The 19,877-nt window shown below is 71.1% G+C and carries 16 protein-coding genes; 14 read left to right on the top strand and 2 right to left on the bottom strand.

The features are described from left to right. The 11 genes from ASD11_RS10910 (at position 1) to ASD11_RS10860 (ending at position 11,319) form a co-directional block, all read left to right on the top strand. Positions 1–426 carry an SRPBCC family protein gene (locus tag ASD11_RS10910; RefSeq protein WP_056287007.1) on the top strand — a complete coding sequence of 142 codons (426 nt, stop codon included), beginning with the start codon at positions 1–3 and terminating at the stop codon, positions 424–426. A gap of 62 nt (positions 427–488) precedes the next feature. After that, a complete protein-coding gene (locus tag ASD11_RS10905; protein ID WP_056287003.1) occupies positions 489–1,655 on the top strand; it encodes an amidohydrolase in 1,167 nt (388 codons plus the stop codon). A gap of 149 nt (positions 1,656–1,804) precedes the next feature. Next, positions 1,805–2,878, top strand: a complete 1,074-nt coding sequence (locus ASD11_RS10900; RefSeq protein WP_082554299.1) for a BMP family lipoprotein — start codon at positions 1,805–1,807, stop codon at positions 2,876–2,878. 98 nt (positions 2,879–2,976) lie between these two features. Then, positions 2,977–4,509: an ABC transporter ATP-binding protein gene (locus ASD11_RS10895; RefSeq protein WP_056286996.1), complete on the top strand. Its 1,533-nt coding sequence runs from the start codon at positions 2,977–2,979 to the stop codon at positions 4,507–4,509. Beyond that, positions 4,506–5,588: an ABC transporter permease gene (locus ASD11_RS10890; RefSeq protein ID WP_056286995.1), complete on the top strand. Its 1,083-nt coding sequence runs from the start codon at positions 4,506–4,508 to the stop codon at positions 5,586–5,588. The genes ASD11_RS10895 and ASD11_RS10890 overlap by 4 nt, the downstream gene beginning before the upstream one ends. Next, entirely contained in the window at positions 5,585–6,850 is a 1,266-nt protein-coding gene (locus ASD11_RS10885) for an ABC transporter permease (RefSeq protein WP_235503301.1), read from the top strand. Before ASD11_RS10890 ends, ASD11_RS10885 begins: the two co-directional genes overlap by 4 nt. Then, positions 6,847–7,275: a cytidine deaminase gene (locus ASD11_RS10880; RefSeq protein WP_056286990.1), complete on the top strand. Its 429-nt coding sequence runs from the start codon at positions 6,847–6,849 to the stop codon at positions 7,273–7,275. Before ASD11_RS10885 ends, ASD11_RS10880 begins: the two co-directional genes overlap by 4 nt. Then, a complete protein-coding gene (locus ASD11_RS10875; RefSeq protein WP_056286989.1) occupies positions 7,272–8,447 on the top strand; it encodes a cytochrome P450 in 1,176 nt (391 codons plus the stop codon). Before ASD11_RS10880 ends, ASD11_RS10875 begins: the two co-directional genes overlap by 4 nt. Next, positions 8,444–9,727 carry a thymidine phosphorylase gene (locus ASD11_RS10870; protein WP_056286988.1) on the top strand — a complete coding sequence of 428 codons (1,284 nt, stop codon included), beginning with the start codon at positions 8,444–8,446 and terminating at the stop codon, positions 9,725–9,727. Before ASD11_RS10875 ends, ASD11_RS10870 begins: the two co-directional genes overlap by 4 nt. A 10-nt stretch (positions 9,728–9,737) precedes the next feature. Beyond that, positions 9,738–10,208: a MaoC family dehydratase gene (locus tag ASD11_RS10865; RefSeq protein WP_056286985.1), complete on the top strand. Its 471-nt coding sequence runs from the start codon at positions 9,738–9,740 to the stop codon at positions 10,206–10,208. Between the two features lie 10 nt (positions 10,209–10,218). After that, on the top strand, positions 10,219–11,319 hold the full coding sequence (locus ASD11_RS10860; protein WP_056286984.1) for an adenosine deaminase: 1,101 nt from the start codon (positions 10,219–10,221) through the stop codon (positions 11,317–11,319). A 6-nt stretch (positions 11,320–11,325) separates the two neighbouring features. Here ASD11_RS10860 and ASD11_RS10855 read toward each other — a convergent pair whose 3' ends face one another. Beyond that, positions 11,326–11,727 carry a hypothetical protein gene (locus ASD11_RS10855; RefSeq protein WP_056286983.1) on the bottom strand — a complete coding sequence of 134 codons (402 nt, stop codon included), beginning with the start codon at positions 11,725–11,727 and terminating at the stop codon, positions 11,326–11,328. 9 nt (positions 11,728–11,736) lie between these two features. Continuing rightward, a complete protein-coding gene (locus ASD11_RS10850) occupies positions 11,737–12,318 on the bottom strand; it encodes a hypothetical protein (RefSeq protein WP_056286982.1) in 582 nt (193 codons plus the stop codon). A 35-nt stretch (positions 12,319–12,353) separates the two neighbouring features. Between ASD11_RS10850 and deoC the strand changes: the two genes are divergently transcribed. From deoC to ASD11_RS10835, 3 genes are all read left to right on the top strand, one after another. Continuing rightward, positions 12,354–13,073, top strand: a complete 720-nt coding sequence (gene deoC / locus ASD11_RS10845; RefSeq protein ID WP_056288761.1) for a deoxyribose-phosphate aldolase — start codon at positions 12,354–12,356, stop codon at positions 13,071–13,073. A 259-nt stretch (positions 13,074–13,332) separates the two neighbouring features. Further along, positions 13,333–16,407 carry an Ig-like domain repeat protein gene (locus ASD11_RS10840; protein WP_056286979.1) on the top strand — a complete coding sequence of 1,025 codons (3,075 nt, stop codon included), beginning with the start codon at positions 13,333–13,335 and terminating at the stop codon, positions 16,405–16,407. 83 nt (positions 16,408–16,490) lie between these two features. Further along, positions 16,491–19,838 carry an ExeM/NucH family extracellular endonuclease gene (locus ASD11_RS10835; protein ID WP_056286978.1) on the top strand — a complete coding sequence of 1,116 codons (3,348 nt, stop codon included), beginning with the start codon at positions 16,491–16,493 and terminating at the stop codon, positions 19,836–19,838. Positions 19,839–19,877: the final 39 nt, after the last annotated feature.

Raw genomic sequence — 19,877 nt, 5'->3', positions numbered from 1 at the left:
ATGGATGTCGAGCGCACCTTCACCGTCGAGCAGCCCATCGAGCAGGCCTTCGCGTTCCTGAGCGACTTCGAGAACACCGAGCACTGGGACCCCGGCACCGTGAGCACCCGGCGGACGAGCGGCGACGGCGGTCTCGGCACCACGTACAAGAACACCTCGGAGTTCATGGGCCGGAGGGTCGAGCTGGACTACGAGACGGTCGGCTACGACGTCCCCACGCACTTCGTGTGCCGCGGGGTCAACGGCAAGACCACCGCCACCGACCACCTGACGTTCACCGCCGTGGAGGGCCGCACCCAGATCCACTACCGCGCGGTCTTCGAGTTCCCGTTCCCCATCAACGTCCTGGCGCCGCTGTTCGTGCGCGGCAAGATCGAGAAGCTCGCCGACGAGACGGTCGCGCAGATCAAGACTTCCCTCGCCTGACGTCGGGGGTCATCCTCCGAACGACGCCCCGGTGGTCCGGTCCGGGAGCGTATCCTGGACGAATGCCCTTCGCGTCAGCCATCAAGCAGTCGATCGAGGTGGTCACCCCCGACCTCATCGAGCTCCGACGTGACCTGCACGCCAGCCCCGAGCTCTCGTGGCACGAGGACCGCACCACCGACGTCGTCGCCACCTGGATGGACAAGCTGGGCGTCGAGCACGAGCGGCTCGAGGGAACGGGGCTCGTCGCCGAGATCGGCCCCGAGGGCGGACCCATCGTGGCGCTGCGAGCCGACCTCGACGCCCTGCCCGTCGACGACACCACCTCCGACCCCTGGCGCTCCACCGTGCCGGGCGTCGCCCACGCGTGCGGCCACGACGTCCACGTCTCCGGGCTGGTCGGCGCCGCTGTGGCGCTGTCGCAGCTGCACGCCTCGCAGGGACTGCCCAGCCGCGTCCGCCTGATCTTCCAGCCCGCCGAGGAGGTCATGCCCGGGGGTGCGCTGCGGCTGCTCTCCTCAGGAGTGCTCAAGGGCGTCTCGCGCATCTACGCCCTGCACTGCGACCCGTCGCTCGACGTCGGCCAGGTGGGCCTCCGCGAGGGCCCCATCACCGGCGCCTCCGACCGGATCCAGGTCATGCTCTCCGGCCGCGGCGGCCACACCTCCCGGCCGCACCTCACCGAGGACCTCACGTACGCGCTGGGCAGCCTCGTCACCCAGCTCCCCGCCGTGCTGTCGCGCCGCTTCGACCCGCGCGCCGGCGCGAGCCTGGTCTGGGGCTCGGTGCACGCGGGCAACGCCGCCAACGTCATCCCGGCCACGGGCGAGCTGTCGGGCACCCTGCGCATGCTCGACGCCGCCGCCTGGCACCAGGCCGAGCACCTCGTGCGCGGCCTGATCGCCGACATCATCGAGCCCTTCGGCGTCAGTGCCGACGTCACCTACGTCCGGGGGGTGCCGCCGGTCGTCAACCACTTCGGCGCCACGGAGTCACTGCGCCGGGCGGTCACCGACGCCATCGGTCCCGCCGCCGTCGCCGGCACGTCGCAGAGCCTCGGGGGCGAGGACTTCGCCTGGTACGTCGAGGCCGTCCCGGGCGCGATGGGCCGGCTCGGCACCCGCACGCCCGACGGTCCCACGTACGACCTCCACCAGGGCAACCTGCGCGTCGACGAGCGGGCCATCGCGGTGGGTGCCACGGTGCTCGCCTGCGCCGCCGTCGTCTGAACCCGGTCCAGGCCAGGCGCCGGCCGGTCCACGCACCGGGACGCCGGTGACAATCCGGTTACGGTCTCGCGCGACCCTCCCCGAGCGGCACCGGCCGCTACTAGGGTCACCGTGAGGCCGGGACTCCGGCCCCCCAGCGAGGAGGAAATGTGCGCCGTTTGGCAACCATGACGGTCGCGATCGCGACCTGCGGATTCGTTCTGACCGCATGCGGCACCGCCGCCGACGACAACGGCGACGAGAAGGCCGCCGCTCCCAAGTGCGAGACGACGAAGATCGAGGGCGACCCGCAGGTCGCCATCGCCTACGACGTCGGCGGACGCGGAGACCAGTCCTTCAACGACTCGGCCTACGCCGGTCTCGAGAAGGCCAAGGGCGAGACCCCCACCCTGAAGACCGCCGAGGGCGAGGCGAGCCAGGACGAGGACGAGGCCACGCGCGAGGAGCGTCTGCGCGGCTTCGCCGACGACGGCTTCAACACCATCGTGGGCGTCGGCTTCGCGTACAGCGAGTCCGTCAACAAGGTCGCGCCCGACTACCCGAACGTCGCGTTCGCCGTGGTCGACGGCTTCGACCCCGACAAGGACCAGAACTGCAACGTCGCGTACCTGACGTTCGCCGAGAACGAGGGCTCGTTCCTCGTCGGCGCCGCTGCGGCCCTGCAGTCCAAGACGGGCAAGCTCGGCTTCGTGGGCGGCGTCAACAACGCCCTCATCCAGAAGTTCGAGGCCGGCTTCAAGGCCGGTGCCGAGGCCGCCAAGCCCGGCACCGAGGTCACGTCCACCTACATCGAGCAGTCGGACCCCAAGGGCTTCGGCGACCCGGCCGGTGGCAAGAGCGCGGCCGAGGGCCTCTACTCCGACGGTGCGGACATCGTGTTCCACGCCGCCGGCGGCTCGGGCTCCGGTGTCTTCGACGCCGCGGTCGAGGCCGACAAGGAAGCCATCGGTGTGGACTCCGACCAGTACAAGACGGCGTCGGCCAAGCAGCGTGAGCACATCATCACCTCGATGCTCAAGCGCGTCGACATCGCCACGTACGACTTCATCAAGTCGGTCGAGGGCGGCACGCCGCTGGCCAGCTACAACGCGTTCGCGCTCAAGGACGACGGCGTCGGCTTCTCGACGTCGGGCAACTTCCTGAGCAAGGACACGATCACCAAGGTGAACGCCTTCCGCGACCAGATCATCGCGGGCGACGTGAAGGTGCCCGAGAAGCCGTAAGGCCTCCTGACACCCTGCAACCCAGGCAGGGCCCGGGGCTCGCCGCTGGCGGACCCCGGGCCCTACTGTCGTCCTATGTCCCGAGAGCGGAGCACGTCGTGACCACGTCATCGACCGACCAGGACGTCGCGAGCATCGACGTCGTCCTGTCAGGGATCCTCAAGCGCTTCCCCGGCGTGGTGGCCAACCACGACGTCGACCTGCACCTGCGCCCCGGCGCCGTGCACGCCCTCATCGGGGAGAACGGCGCGGGCAAGTCCACGCTGATGAAGATCCTGTACGGCGTCCAGGCGCCCGACGAGGGCACCATCACCGTCGACGGGTCGCCGGTCTCGTTCTCCTCGCCCACCGACGCCATCGGACAGGGCATCGGCATGGTGTTCCAGCACTTCATGCTGGCCGACAACCTCACGGTGCTCGAGAACATCGTCCTCGGTGCCGAGAAGCTGCACGGCATCGGCGACGGCGCCCGCCGCCGGATCCGCGAGATCTCGGCGCGGTTCGGCTTCGGCCTCGAGCCCGACGACCTCGTCGAGCGGCTCGGCGTGGCCGACCGCCAGCGGGTCGAGATCCTCAAGGTGCTCTACCGGGGCGCGCGCCTCATCATCCTCGACGAGCCCACCGCGGTCCTCGTCCCGCAGGAGGTCGACGCCCTCTTCGCCAACCTGCGTGAGCTCGTGGCCGGCGGCTGCTCGGTCCTCTTCATCTCGCACAAGCTCGACGAGGTGCTCGAGATCGCCGACGACATCACCGTCATGCGTCGCGGCACCACCGTCGGCACCGCCGACCCGGCCACGGCCACCCGGCAGGGCCTCGCCGAGCTCATGGTCGGCTCGGAGCTGCCGTCGCCCGAGACCACCGAGTCCACCGTCACCGACACCCCGGTGCTCGAGCTCCGGGGCGTCACCGTCACCAACGAGGCCGGCCGCGACGTCCTGAGCGACGCCACCCTCACCGTGCACCGCGGTGAGGTGGTGGGCATCGCCGGCGTGGAGGGCAACGGCCAGTCCGAGCTCGTCGAGGTGATCATGGGCATGCTCCGCTGCTCCTCGGGCAGCATCGTGCTCCGCGACCAGGACATCACCCGCAGCAGCACGCGTCAGGTCCGCGAGGCCGGGGTCGGGTTCATCCCCGAGGACCGCCACCGCCACGGCCTGGTCCTCGACTACCCGCTGTGGGAGAACCGGATCCTCGGCCACCAGACCCAGGCGCCCGTCGTGCGGGGCCCGCTGCTCAACCAGCGCGGAGCCCGCAAGGACGCCCAGCGGATCGTCGAGGAGTTCGACGTCCGCACCCCCGGCATCGACACGTCGGCCCGGGCCCTGTCCGGCGGCAACCAGCAGAAGTTCATCGTGGGCCGCGAGATGAGTGGCGACCCCGTCCTCCTCGTGGCCTCGCACCCCACCCGCGGTGTCGACGTCGGCGCGCAGGCGGCCATCTGGGACCACATCCGGCGGGCCCGTCGCGACGGTCTCGGCGTGCTCCTCGTCTCGGCCGACCTCGACGAGCTGATCGGCCTGTCCGACCGCATCGAGGTGGTCCTGCGTGGGCGGCTCACGGCCACCTTCGACCCGCGCGACGTCACGCCCATGGACCTCGGCACCGCCATGACAGGAGGTGAGGTCGCGTGAAGCGCCTCTTCTACGCCGTTCTCCCGCCGGTCGTGGCCGTGCTCGTCGCGCTCGTCGCCACGAGTGCCGTCATCGTCGTCTCGGGAGGCTCGGCCACGAGCTTCATCTCGACGATCCTGTCGGTGCCCGACGACCGCGTGCTCGTCAACATCATCAACCAGTCGTCGATGATCTCGATCTCGGCCTTCGCGGCCGCCATCGGCTTCCGCATGGGACTGTTCAACATCGGCGTCGAGGGCCAGTACATCGCCGGCACCACGGCGGCGGCCTTCTTCGGCGGGTCCGGCATCGTCTCCGGTCCGCTCAACATCCTGGCCACGCTGGTCGTGGCCATGCTGGCGGGCGCGCTGTACGCGTCCATCGCGGGCATCCTCAAGGTGACCCGCGGCGTCAGCGAGGTCATCTCGGCCATCATGCTGAACTACATCGCGCTCACCATGGCGGGCTACCTGGTCCAGCGCTACGGCGAGAAGAGCGGCTACACCTACATCACGCCGCGCCTGCCGGAGTCGAGCCAGCCGCTCGGCTTCTCCGTGGTCTCGGGCGCACCCGACGTCTGGGCCCTGTTCGTCGTGGCGGTCGCCGTGGGCGTGGGCTACTGGTTCCTGCTCTCGCGGACCCGCTTCGGCTTCGACCTGCGCACCACGGGCGAGTCGCCCACGGCCGCGCTCGCGAGCGGCATCGGCGTGGGCAGGATGGTCATCATCTCCATGGCGCTCTCCGGAGCCGTCGCAGGTCTCGTGTGGATGCCGGCCTACTTCGGCAGCGTCCACACGTTCGGCACGCCGGAGAACTTCCAGGCCGGCCTGGGCTTCACCGGCCTGGCCGTGGCCCTGCTGGGACGCAACCGGGCGATCGGCATCGCCGTCGGCTCGCTGCTCTTCGCCTTCCTGGCGGGCCAGTCCAACGAGCTGCAGCGCGACGGCATCGCCAAGCAGGTCGTCGACATCACCCAGGGCGTCGTGGTCCTGGCGGTCGTGGTGGCCTACGAGGTCGTCCGCCGCCGCCAGGCCCGAGCCGAGCAGGAGGCGGTCGCCGCGAGACTCGACGACCGTCCCACCGAAGGAGTGGTCTCGTGAGCACCGTCGCCGCACCCACGCAGCCCGACCCGGGCACGGCCCTGGGCCGCGCGCGCAACCGCTGGCTCACGTGGCTCGTGGTCGTGCTCGCCGTCGTCGTCACGGTCTCGGTCATCCGCATCGCCACGGGCGCCGACCGGCTCTCGAGCGTCGGCACCCTCCGGGCCGCCCTCATCGGCGCCTGCCCCATCCTGCTCGCCGGTCTCGGCGGGCTGTGGTCCGAGCGCGCCGGCATCGTCAACATCGGTCTCGAGGGCCAGATGCTCCTGGGCACGTGGGGCGCGGCCTACTTCGCCTACCACTACGGACCCGTCGCCGGTCTGCTCGGCGCGGCCTTCATGGGAGTCCTGGCCGCGCTCCTGCACGCCGTGGCCACGGTGAGCTTCGGGGTCGACCACATCATCTCGGGCGTCGCGGTCAACATCATCGGCCTCGGCGCGGTGGGCTTCCTGGCCAAGCAGTTCTTCGAGGACCTGGAAGGCGGTGGACCGCGCAACCTGTCGGGCTACGAGACGTTGCCCAAGTTCTCCGTCCCCGGCCTCTCCGACGCCGCCGACAGCCTCGCCGGACACCACTGGTTCGTGGTCTCCGACCTCGCTGCGGTGGTGGGCGCGCTCACCACCAACATCTCGGTGCTCACGATCCTCGCCCTGGCCCTCGTGCCCATCACGGCCTGGACGTTGTGGCGCACCAGCTTCGGCCTGCGGCTCCGCTCGTGCGGCGAGAGCCCACAGGCGGCCGAGACGCTGGGCGTCAACGTCTACCTCTACAAGTACGTCGCCGTCCTCGCGTCGGGCGCGCTCGCCGGGCTCGGTGGCGCGTACCTCACCATGGTGGCGTCGTCCTCGTTCACGGTGGGTCAGACCGGCGGTCGCGGCTACATCGGCCTCGCGTCGATGATCTTCGGCAACTGGCGGCCGGGTGGCGTGCTCACGGGATCGCTCATGTTCGGCTACTCCGACGGTCTGAGCCTGCTGCCACGCAACGGGCCGCTCGTGCACGCCCTCCTGCTGCTCATCACGGTCCTGCTGCTCGCCTACGCGGTGGTCAAGTACCGCGCGGGCGAGAAGACCGCGGCGGTCATCGTGCTGGCGGTCGGCGTGCTCCTGCTGGTCTGGTACCTGCTCACCGACTCGGTACCGAGCGCCTTCACCGGGATGACGCCGTACGTGGTCACCCTGTTCGCGCTCGCCATCGCGTCGCAACGGCTCCGCATGCCGGCCGCCGACGGCAAGCCCTACCGACGAGGAAGTGCCGGATGACAGCCCTCGGCATCACGGGCGCCGACGACCCCATCGACTGGGACGCCCTCACGCGCTACGCCACCGAGGTCATGGGGCGCGCCTACGCGCCCTACTCCCACTACAAGGTCGGTGTCGCGGGACTGGTCGACGACGGTCGCGTGGTCCTGGGCTGCAACGTCGAGAACGCCGCCTACGGCGTGGCCCTGTGCGCCGAGTGCGGCATGGTCTCGGCCCTGCACTCCACGGGCGGCGGCCGCCTCGTCGCCGTCGCGTGCGTCGACGGCCAGGGCAAGCCGCTCATGCCGTGCGGGCGGTGCCGCCAGCTCCTGTGGGAGAACGGCGGCCCCGAGATGCAGCTGCAGACCCCCACGGGCATCAAGACCATGAACGAGGTCCTGCCCGACGCCTTCAGTGCCGTGGACCTGGAGACACCGGAGCAGTGACGCTCGAGCTGAGCGACGTCGACCTCACGGAATCGTCGTTCGTGAGCGACCCGTATCCCGTGCTCGCCGAGCTGCGGGCGTCCGGCCCGCTGCTGTGGCACGAGCCGAGCGCGCGCTGGCTCGCCACCACCCACGCGTCCGTGAGCGCCGTGCTCCGCAACCGGAAGCTGGGCCGGCTCTGGGACGACTGGGAGCCCACCGCGGAGATGGAGCCGTTCAACGCGCTCCACCGCAACCAGATGATGGAAAACGAAGATCAGACCCACCGCAGACTTCGTGGGTCTGTCCAGCGCGGTTTCGGGCGAGGGCACGTGGAGCGCATGGCCCCACGCATCGACGAGCTGGCCGTCTCGATGCTCGACGCCTTCTCCGCCGGGGAGACGGTCGACGTCCTGGGCGCCTACGCCGAGCCCATGCCCGTCTACGTCATCGCCGACCTGCTGGGCGTGCCCCGCGCCGACCACGCGAGCCTGCGCGACTGGTCCCAGGGCATCGTGCACATGTACGAGCAGGGCGTGGGCGACGACGTGCGGGCCGCGGCGGTCCAGGCCTCGCTCGACTTCTCGGCCTACGTCCGCGACGTGGTCGAGCACAAGCGCCGTCACCCCGACGACGGCCTCGTCTCGCACCTCGTGGAGGACGGAGGCCTCTCCGACGACGAGCTCGTCGCGTCGGTCGTGCTGCTCCTCAACGCCGGCCACGAGGCGTCGGTCAACGTCTTCGGGAACGGCATGCACGCGCTCCTGAGCCACCCCGACCAGCAGTCCCGCGTGACCTCGGGCGAGGTGGACGTGGCCACCGCGCTCGAGGAGCTCATCCGCTACGACGCGCCGCTCCAGCTCTTCGAGCGCACGGCCACCGCCGACGTCGAGATCGCCGGGCAGACCGTCTCGGCCGGCCAGAAGGTCGCGTGCCTCATGGGCTCGGCCAATCGCGACGCCGCCGCGTTCGCCGACGCCGACCGCTTCGACGTCGGCCGTGACCCCAACCCCCACGTGGGCTTCGGCATGGGTCTGCACTTCTGTCTCGGCGCCCCGCTCGCCCGGCTGGAGCTGGAGATCACGATCCGCCGCCTGCTCGAACGCTTCCCCGACCTGTCCCTGACCGGTTCCGCGCCGCGCCGGCCCACGTGGGTCCTGCGCGGCTTCTCCGCCATCGAGGTTTCCCTGTGACCGAGCCCTTCGACGCTCCCGCCATCATCGCCGCCAAGCGCGACAAGCACCGCCTGAGCGACGCCCAGATCGACTGGGTGGTCGACGCCTACACGCGGGGCGTCGTGGTGCCCGAGCAGATGTCGGCGCTCGCCATGGCCATCCTGCTCAACGGCATGGACCGCCCCGAGATCGCGCGCTGGACCGCCGCCATGATCGCGAGCGGCGAGCGCATGGACTTCTCGTCCCTCTCGCGCCCCACGGCCGACAAGCACTCCACGGGCGGCGTGGGCGACAAGATCACGCTGCCCCTGGCGCCGCTCGTGGCCGCCTGCGGCGTGGCCGTGCCGCAGCTCTCCGGCCGCGGGCTCGGCCACACCGGTGGCACGCTCGACAAGCTCGAGGCCATCCCCGGCTGGCGGGCCGCGCTGTCCAACGAGGAGATGCTGGCGCAGCTGGAGGACGTCGGCGCCGTCATCTGTGCGGCCGGCTCGGGCCTGGCTCCTGCCGACAAGAAGCTCTACGCGCTGCGCGACGTCACCGGCACCGTCGAGGCCATCCCCCTCATCGCCAGCTCCATCATGAGCAAGAAGATCGCCGAGGGCACAGGCGCGCTCGTCCTCGACGTGAAGGTGGGCTCCGGCGCCTTCATGAAGGACCTCGACCAGGCTCGTGAGCTGGCGGAGACCATGGTCGCGCTCGGCACCGACGCGGGCGTCAACACCGTCGCTCTCCTCACCGACATGGCCACGCCGCTCGGCCTCACCGCCGGCAACGCGCTCGAGGTCGCCGAGTCGGTCGAGGTGCTGGCCGGCGGTGGTCCGCAGGACGTCGTCGACCTCACCCTCGCCCTGGCCCGCGAGATGCTGGCCGCCGCGGGTCGTGGGGACGTCGACCCCGCCGAGGCGCTCGCTGACGGCCGGGCCATGGACGCCTGGCGCTCGATGATCTCGGCCCAGGGCGGCGACGCCGACGCGGCCCTCCCGCAGGCCCGGGAGACGCACGTCGTCACCGCCCCCGAGGGTGGCGTCCTCACGCGGCTCGACGCCATGGCCGTGGGCCTGGCCGCCTGGCGCCTCGGGGCGGGCCGTTCGCGCCCCGACGAGGCGGTGCAGGCCGGCGCCGGCGTCGTGATGCATGCCAAGCCGGGCGACGAGGTCGCGGCAGGCGCACCGCTCCTGACGCTGCACACCGACACGCCCGAGCGGTTCGAGCGTGCTCTCGAGGCGCTGGAGGGCGGCTTCGACCTCGGCGACGCTCCGGCGCCCCGGACCGACGTCGTCCTCGACCGCATCGGTTAGGTTCGGTGTCATGCGTGTGCTGAACGACCGGGACGAGATCGCCGACGCCGTGGGCGACGAGCTGGGCGTGAGCGAGTGGCTCAAGATCTCCCAGGAACGGATCGACCTCTTCGCCGACGCCACGGGCGACCGGCAGTGGATCCACGTCGACCCCGAGCGCGCGGCCGACGGTCCCTTCGGCGCCACCATCGCGCACGGCTACCTCACCCTCTCGCTGCTGCCGTTCCTCGGGGCTCAGGTCTACGCGTTCGCGGGAGACGTCGCGCGGGTGAACTACGGACTCAACAAGGTGCGGTTCGCCACGCCCGTCCGCGTGGGTGCCAAGGTGCGCAACCGCGTGCGGATGCTCGAGGCCAAGGATGTCCAGCGAGGCCAGCAGGTCACGTTGCAGCACATGATCGAGGTGCGCGGCGAGGACAAGCCGGCGTGCGTGGCCGAGACGGTCACGATCCTCATGGATGCCCAGGGGGCCCACGGATGAAGGTTCACCGATGAAGGTCACGCCGGAGCAGGTCGCCGCAGCGCCCAAGGTGGCGCTGCACGAGCACCTCGACGGCGGGGTGCGCCCCGAGACGGTGGCCGAGATCGCCGCCGAGATCGGGCACGCGCTGCCCTCCGAGCCCGAGCTGCTGGGGGAGTGGTTCCGCGCGGCGGCCGACTCCGGCTCGCTCGTGCGCTACCTCGAGACGTTCATCCACACGGTCGCCGTCATGCAGCGGCCGCAGGACCTGGCCCGGGTGGCCCGTGAGTCGGTGCTCGACCTGGCGCGCGACGGCGTCGTGTACGCCGAGCTGCGCTGGGCACCGGAGCAGCACCTGCAGGCGGGACTCAGCCTCGCAGCCACCGTGGAGGCCGTGCAGTCCGGCATCGACGAGGGTCGCGCCCTCGCGGCCGACGAGGGTCGGCCCATCGTGGTCCGCCAGCTGCTCACGGCCATGCGGCACGCGCAGCACGGGCTCGAGATCGCCCGGCTCGTCGTGGAGTACCGCGACCGCGGGGTCGGAGGCTTCGACATCGCCGGTGCCGAGGACGGCTTCCCGCCCATCCTGCACCTCGAGGCGTTCGAGTACCTGCGCCGGGAGAACGCGCACTTCACGATCCACGCCGGCGAGGCCTTCGGGCTCCCGTCCATCTGGCAGGCCATCCAGCGCTGCGGCGCCGACCGGCTGGGTCACGGAGTCCGGATCATCGACGACATCGACCTCGCGGCCCCGGGCGGACCGCAGCTGGGTCGGCTCGCGGCCTACATCCGTGACTGTCGCATCCCGCTCGAGATGTGCCCGTCCTCCAACCTGCAGACGTCGGCGGTGCCCGGCATGCGCTCCATCGCCGACCACCCCATCGGCCTGCTCAAGGAGCTGGGCTTCCGCGTCACGGTGAACTGCGACAACCGCCTCATGAGCGGGACCTCCATGACGCGTGAGATGCAGCTGCTCGTCGATGCCTTCGACTACGGCCTCGAGGACCTGCGCTGGTTCACGGTCAACGCCATGAAGAGCGCCTTCCTGCCGTTCGACGACCGGCTGGCCCTCATCAACGACGTCATCAAGCCCGCCTACGCCGCCCTGGCCGCCGAGGGCCCTGCGCGCTGAGACGGCTCACGCGCAGATCTTCCCGATCCTCGTCACGGCGTCGGTGACGGACGAGCTGAGGTGGCCGTCCTCGACGTACGCCTCCTGGTCGTCGAGGAAGTCGACGAGCTGACCGACCGGGTCGCTGAGCTGGTCGGGGCCGTCGGACACGATCGCGAAGAGCCTGCCCTGGACGCCGGTGCCGTCCTGGGGCTCGGCGTCGGCGAGGTCGAGGGCCTGCTGGACGAGACCGCCGTCGTCGAGCAGGTCGGCGCACGCCGTGCCGAGGGCTCCGGTCGCCGCCGAGGCGGCAGGCGACGTCGGAGCAGGCGTGGCGGGGTCGGACCCTGCCTCCGACCCGTCGTCACCACTGCACCCTCCCAGCATCACGAGGGCTGCTGCTGCCAGGACGACTCCGAGACGACGCATGGTCGGACGCTACCGCGAGGCGTCGCGCGGGCGGGTGAGGGCGCGGCGGGCCTGCCGGGGTGTCATGGGGGTGCACCCCGCGGCCACGGCCCGGGTCACCACCTCGGGCTCGGCCTGCATGAGACGCCAGCCGCGTCGCACCAGCACCCAGGGCGCCTTGCGCCCCTCCCGCAGGTCGCGGCCCAGGCGCAGGGCGAACGTGACCAGCCGGTGGCGGCGCAGGCAGATGGCGGCGTCGAGGAGGCCGGCGTCGCGGCACGAGGCGACGATGGCCGGGGCGAACAGTCCCTCGGCGATGAACTGCTCGCCGGCCACGAGCTCGTGGGTGCCGGTGGCCCGGCTCGCCGCGATGTCGTAGACCGGCACGGAGGCGCGTCCCGAGGCGCAGAGCTCGGCGATGGCGCCCACGGCAGCGACGGCGTCCCAGGAGCCGAGGTGGTCCCAGTCGACGATCCCCAGGGTGCTGCGGGGGAGGTCGGGGTCGTCGCCGTCACGGTAGAAGTCGTCGAGCCGGAGCACCGACCACCCGAGCCGCTCGGCCAGGTGGGACTTGCCGACGCCGGACGGGCCGGCCAGGATCACGACGCCCATCCGTCCAGCCTAGACGGGCTCCTAGGATGGTGGACATGTCGTTCCACCTCTCCGTCGCCGACGTCGCGGCCACCATCGACCACGCCATCCTCAAGCCCGAGCTCACGCTCGCCGAGGTGGACGCCGAGCTCGAGGTCGCCGCCCGGTACTCGCTCTTCAGCGTGTGCGTCCGCCCCGGCGACGTGCCTCACGTGGTGGACCGCCTCGAGGGCACGGGCGTGGCCACCGGCACCGTCATCGGGTTCCCGCACGGGACCACGTCCACCGCGGCCAAGGTGGCCGAGGCGCGCCAGGCCCTCGCCGACGGCGCCGTCGAGCTCGACATGGTGCTCAACATCGGTCGACTGCGCAGCGCGATGCTCGACGACGTGGAGCAGGACATCCGCGCCGTCGTCGAGGCCGCCGACGGGCACGTCGTGAAGGTCATCCTGGAGACGGCCTACCTCGACGACGGCCAGGTCGTGGCGGCGTGCCACGCGGCCGAGCGGGCCGGAGCCAGCTTCGTGAAGACCTCCACCGGGTTCGCCGGCGGCGGCGCCACGGTCGAGCACCTGAGGATCATGCGGGCCGAGGTGAGCGACGCGGTCCAGGTGAAGGCCTCGGGCGGCGTGCGCAGCCTCGACACCCTGCTGCAGATGCGCGAGCTCGGCGTCACCCGCTTCGGCACGAGCGCGTCGGCCACGATCCTCGACGACGTCGCAGCGCGCGTCGCCGGCAGCGAGGGCACCGGCGCCACCGACGCGTCCTCCTACTAGGCGCCCGCGCTCGCGCCGCTTCGCGCTCCTTCCGTCCGCTCGCTGCGCTCGTCGAGGCCTCCCGGACAGGGTTCACCGGATCGACACCTGCGGGCCGCCGTCGGACCCTTGACCCTGGACACCCCCGTGGGGTGAGGTGAGGGCGACCAGTCATCCGGGGGGATGCGTGGAGTTCATCGCATGGTCGCCTGCTCGCAGGCCTGCGTGCGCACAGCATCGGTCGAATCCTCTCGAGACCACATCGAGAAGGAACTCATTCGTGAAGATCGCCTGGGGACGCCTGTCCGCCGCCATCACCACCGTCCTGGTCGGGTCCGTCCTGACCGCCGTGCCGGCCTCAGCCGCCGACCCCGTCACGATCCAGCTGTTCGACATCAACGACTTCCACGGCCGGATCGACGCCAACACGGTGAAGTTCGCCGGCACGCTCGAGCAGCTCCGCGCCCAGGCGGGGGAGGGGAAGTCGCTCTTCCTCTCGGCCGGCGACAACATCGGTGCCTCGCTCTTCGCGTCGGCCACCCAGAAGGACGAGCCGACGATCGACGTGCTCAACGCGCTCGACCTCGACGTCTCGGCGGTCGGCAACCACGAGCTCGACAAGGGCGCCGCTGACCTCACGGGCCGGGTGTCCGACCGAGCCGACTTCCCGTACGTCGCCGCCAACGTGATCGACAAGACCACCGGCAAGCCGCTCCTCCCCGCGTTCGAGACGTTCACGGTCAACGGCCTGAAGGTGGCCGTCGTCGGTGCGCTGACCGAGGAGACCCCTTCGCTCGTGTCGCCGGCGGGCATCTCCGACCTCGAGCTCACCGATCCCGTCGAGGCCGTCAACCAGACCGTCGCCGATCTCAACGCAGCCACGGACAAGCCCGACGTCATCGTGGCTGACTACCACGAGGGTGCCGGCGCCGGGACGCCCGACGGCGCGACGATCCAGCAGGAGATCGCGGCCGGCGGCACCTTCGCCGACATCGCCACCAAGACCGACGCCTCGGTCGACGCGATCTTCACCGGACACACTCACAAGCAGTACGCCTGGGACGGCCCGATCCCCGGCTCCACGAAGACCCGCCCGATCCTGCAGACGGGCAGCTACGGCGAGAACATCGGCAACATCGGTCTGACCGTCGACCCCGACACCGACGAGGTGACGGCGTACACCGTCAAGAACGTGCCCCGCACGACCACGGCCGACGCCACGCTCGTGTCCACCTACCCGCGCGTCGCGGCCGTGAAGCCCATCGTCGACGCCGCGCTGGAGAACGCCAAGAAGGTCGGCGAGACCCCGGTCGGCGAGGTCACCGACGACATCACGACGGCCTACTCGGGCACCAACCGGGACGACCGCTCCAACGAGTCCACGCTGGGCAACCTCGTCTCCGACGCCGTGCTGGCGCAGGTCAAGAACACGACGGCCGGCGCCGATCTCGCGGTCACCAACCCCGGCGGACTGCGCAACGAGCTCTTCTTCACGAAGGACCCGGCGGTCGCCAGCGACAAGGACGGCTCGGTCAACTACGCGGAGGCCAACGCGGTCCTGCCGTTCGTCAACAACCTCAGCTCGGTCACGCTGACCGGTGCGTCGCTCAAGAAGGTCTTCGAGCAGCAGTGGCAGACCAACCCCGACGGGACCGTCCCGTCGCGGCCGTTCCTGGCGCTCGGGTCGTCGAGCAACGTCCGCTGGACGTACGACGACACGAAGGCCGCCGGCAGCCGCATCACGTCGCTGTGGGTGAACGACGAGCCCGTCTCGCCCACGGCCTCGTACAAGGTCGCCGTGCCGTCGTTCCTCGTGTCCGGCGGTGACAACTTCCGCGCCTTCACCGAGGGCAAGGGCGTCGACACCGGCCTCGTCGACTACGAGGCCTGGATCGACTACCTCCAGAAGAACCAGCCGCTCTCGCCGTCCTACGCCCGCCACGCGGTCAAGGCGACGGGGGTCAAGAGCGAGTACCGCGTCGGCTCCGACCTGTCGGTCGGCCTCGCCAAGCTCGACCTGACCTCGCTCGGCAGCCCGGCCAACAAGTCCGTCTCGGCCAAGATCACGAAGGACGGCGCGACCCTGAAGAACCTCGGGTCGAGCACCGTCACCGACGGCGCAGCCACGATCTCCGGTGCGCTGCCGGCCGGCGTGACCGGCGACCTCGTCCTCGAGGCCACGGCGTACCCCAGCGGGACCCGCACCACGATCCCGCTCACGGTCAAGGGCGCCCGCATCACGGCCACGGCCGACGACGCCGTCTTCGGCGAGGACACCACGGTGCACGTCACCGCGACGGCACCCGGCGCCGCCCCGACCGGCGCGGTGAAGGTCCTCGACGGCTCCACGGAGCTCGGCACCGGCACGCTCGCCGACGGCAAGGCCGACGTCACGATCGACACCGAGAAGATCGGTGCCGGCACCTCGGAGCTCACCGTGGCCTACGCGGGGGCCAGCGGCCTCCCGGCGGCGCAGGGAACCGTCTCGGTCAAGGTCGCCGAGGCGGCCACGAGCGCGTCGATCTCCGTCGAGCCCAACCCGCGTCGCGGCGAGCCGGTCGACGTCACGGTCGACGTCGGCTCGGCCACCGGCACCACGCCAGGTGGCAAGGTCACGCTGAGGTCGGGGGACACGGTCCTCGGCACGGGCAGCCTCACGGACGGCTCGGTCACGATCCCGGCCGACGTCTCGACCCTGCCCATCGGCACGAGCACCATCACGGCCGAGTACGCCGGCGACCCGGACCACCTGTCCTCCACCACGACGGCAGACGTCGACCTCGCCAAGGGCCTCGTGAACCTCGCGGCCACCAGCCCGGCGCCCACGCCCTACGGGACGTCGGCCACGGTGCGGGTCTCCGGAGCCTCGGGTGCCCGCGGGCTGGTCTACGTGACCAACGGGTCGGACGTCGTCGGCATCGGCACCCTGACGAACGGCCAGGGGACGGTCACGCTCGACAAGACGGCGCTGAAGCCCGGCACCTACACGCTGGACGTCTTCTTCAACGGGAGCGACCAGTTCGAGCCCACCGACGTGCCGGTCACCGTGACCGTCACCAAGGCGGCCACCACCACCAGGGCCAAGGTCGCGACGAAGAAGATCGTCGCGTCCAGGACCAAGGCCAAGGTCGCCGTCACCGTCTCGGCCCGGGGCTTCGCGCCGTCCGGCGGCAAGGTCACCGTCAAGAAGGGGACGATCGTCGTCGGGGCCGGGACCGTGAAGAACGGCGCCGTCACGGTGACGCTGCGACCGCTCACGAAGGTCGGCACCTCGACCTTCACCGTGTCCTACGCCGGCAACGACACCGCGCTCGCCTCGAGCGGCCGGGTGTCGATCAAGGTCGTCAAGAAGTAGATCCCTCCCTCGACAGGCTCGGGGAGCACGCCGCTCCCTGATCCTGTCGAACGGACCCGCACGCCCCGAGCCAGGAGTTCGTCATGTCCCGTGTCCTCACCTCTCGTCGCCTGATCGGCCTCCTGGCCGGCACGGCCCTGGCCGCAGCCGGGGCGGTGGCGCTGCCCAGCAGTGCCACGGCCGCGTCGGCCGACCACCTCGTCATCGACGAGGCCTACCTCAACGGCGGATCCGCCGGGGCCGGCTACCTCAACAAGTTCGTCGAGATCAAGAACCCCACCGACCAGGACGTCGACGTCTCCGGCTGGTCGCTGCAGTACCGCCCCTACAGCGCGACGACGGACTTCACGAGCACGATCGCCCTGGGCGACCACGTCATCCCTGCCGGCAGGACGCTCCTGGTCTCCGGCAACAACAACGCCGACAACGGTGCTGCGCTCCCGACGCCTGACGTGGCCTCGACGGTCGCGTTCTCCGGGAACGCCAACGGCGGCACGCTCGCCCTGTCGAGGAGCACCACGGCGCTGACGGGTGACCGGGCGACCGTCCTGGCCAACAGCTCCGTCGTCGACCTCCTGGGCTACGGCCTCTCCACCACGTACGAGGGGACGCCCAAGGCCTCGGGCTACGGCGTCGCGAAGTCGATCAGCCGCAGCGGCGGCACCGACACCGACGACAACGCGGCCGACTTCGCTGCGACCGATCCCTCGCCCACGGCGTGCGGGACCGCGTGCGTCAAGGACACCACCCCGCCGCCCACCACGGCGGCCAGGACGATCGCCGAGATCCAGGGGACCGGCGCCGCCAGCCCTCTCGCGGGCACTGCGGCCAGGACCACGGGCGTCGTGACGGCCACCTATCCCACGGGCGGGTACGACGGCGCCTACATCCAGACCGAGGGCTCCGGCGGCGACGCCGACCTCGCGTCCCACACGGCGTCGGACGGGGTCTTCGTCTACTCCAAGGCCTTCGCGGCCGACGTCGAGGTGGGCGACCACGTCGAGGTCACCGGCACGGTCAAGGAGTTCAGCGGCCTGACCGAGCTCGTGCCTGCTGCAGGGACCTGGAAGGTCCTGGACACCCCGGCACAGGCCGTCAAGCCGGCCACCGTCGCGTTCCCGCTCACGGAGGCGCAGCGCGAGACCTTCGAAGGCATGCTCCTCGAGCCCCAGGGCTCGTACACGATCACCGACAACTACGCGACCCACCAGTACGGAGAGGTCGGACTCGCGGCCGGCACGTCGCCGCTGCCCCAGCCCACGGACGTGGTGCGTCCGCGCACGCCGGAGTACACGGCGCTCGTCGCCGACAACGCGCGCCGGCTCGTCACGCTCGACGACGGCTCGAGCGTCAACTACCTGACCACCGACCGGGGCGTCCCGGTCCCGTGGCTGACCCCCACCAACGAGGTACGCCAGGGAGCTCGGGCCACCTTCACGGCCCCGGTCGTGCTCGACTACCGCTTCGGCTGGAAGCTGCAGCCGACCGCTCGCCTCACCGGCACCGACGGCGCCCCGGCCACGTTCTCCTCCACCCGGACGGCGGCTCCTGAGCCGGTGGGCGGACAGGTCACGGTGGGCTCGTTCAACGTGCTCAACTACTTCCCGACCACGGGCGAGGCCTACGTCGCCTCCGGCCGCGGCACCTGCACGTACTACGACGACCGCGCCGGGAACCCCATCACCAACGACGAGTGCACCAACAACGGTCCGCGCGGCGCCGCGACGGCCGCGAGCCTCGCGCGCCAGCAGGTCAAGATCGTGAAGGCCTTCTCGACGCTCGACGCCGACATCGTGGCCGTCGAGGAGCTCGAGAACTCTGCGGCGCTCGGCCAGCCCCGCGACGCGGCGCTCAACACCTTCGTCGCGGCGCTCAACGCTCACGAGGGCAAGGACGTCTGGGCCGGTGTCGTCTCGCCCGCCACGGTCCCGACCTCCGGATCCGACGTCATCCGCACGGCGTTCGTCTACAAGAAGGCCGCGGTGTCGCCCGTCGGTGGCTCGACCATCCTGGACAGTCCCGCGTTCGCCAACGCCCGTGCTCCGCTCTCACAGGCCTTCCGCCCGGTCGGGTCCGGCGCGTCGTCGGACTTCGTGGTGATCGCCAACCACTTCAAGTCCAAGGGCTCGGGCACCGGGGTGGACGCCGACCAGAAGGACGGTCAGGGTGCGTCCAACCACGCCCGTGTGGAGCAGGCCGAGGCGCTGGTCGCCTTCGCCCAGGAGCGTTCCGCGGTGGCCGGCACCGATCGCGTCCTCCTCGCCGGCGACTTCAACGCCTACGCCAAGGAGGACCCGGTGAAGGTCCTCGAGGACGCCGGCTTCGTCAACGTCTCCGACGCGCTCTCGGGCAAGGACACGTACCAGTTCGACGGCCTGGTGGGCTCGCTCGACCACGTCTTCGCCTCGCCCGCGGCCAGCCGGCGCGTGCGCGGTGCCGACGTCTGGCAGATCAACGCGCCCGAGTCGATCGCCCGCGAGTACAGCCGGTTCAACGGCAACGTCACGAATCTCTACGACGACTCGCCGTTCCGCGCGAGCGACCACGACCCGTCGATCATCGGCTTCGACGCCGACCCGGCGGCGTCGTCGCTCGACGTCCGCGGTCCGGGCTCCGTCCGTCGCGGAAGCGATGCCTCCGTGGGCGTGACCGTCGCGGGGGCCGAGGGTTCCCCGGCGGCCACGGGAACGGTCACGGTCAAGGACGGCGACACGGTGCTCGGCGATGCCTCGCTGGCGGGCGGGAAGGCGACCGTCTCGTTCGGCACGGGCGCGCTGCCCGTCGGGGCCCGCACGCTGACGGTCTCCTACGAGGGCGACGGCGAGCACGCCGCCGCCGTGGCCACGACACGCCTCACGGTCCTGAGGGCCACGACGCCGCTCAGCGCGACGTCCGCCTCGAGCGCCTACGGGACGTCGGGGCTCGTGACCGTGAAGGCGGACCCGGTGGCCACCGGCCTGGTCTACGCCGTCGCCGACGGTGAGCTGCTGGGGCTCGGCACCCTCCGGGCCGGCCGCGCCACGCTGCGGCTCGACCCCACGGCCCTCGAGCCCGGCGCGCACGAGGTGGAGGTCTTCTACGGCGGCAACGACGTGCTCGAGCCGGCCGACACGACCTTCACGCACGTGATCAGGCGTGCGTCGTCGAGCCTCAGGTCCAGCGCGTCGCCGAGGCGGCTCGTGGTGAAGAGGTCCAAGGGCGCGGTGAAGGTCGCCGTGACCACGAAGGGCTTCACCGCGACAGGCGGCATCGTGACGGTGCGGTTCGGCACGCACACCGTGGGCACCGCGACGGTGAAGGACGGTGTGGCCACGGTCGCGCTGAGGCCGTTCTCGACCACGGGCACCAAGAAGCTCACCGTCTCCTGGGCCGGGAACACCCTGGCCATCGGCTCCTCCACGTCGACGACGGTGACCGTCACGAAGAAGTAGCCAGCCCCACCGGGGCCGGACGAACGACGAGGGCGGCAG

It is taken from the genome of Aeromicrobium sp. Root495 (assembly GCF_001426755.1).
GTDB lineage: Bacteria > Actinomycetota > Actinomycetes > Propionibacteriales > Nocardioidaceae > Aeromicrobium.
Note: the sequence above shows the minus strand (reverse complement) of the source record. Positions and strands in the feature narration are given on the sequence as shown.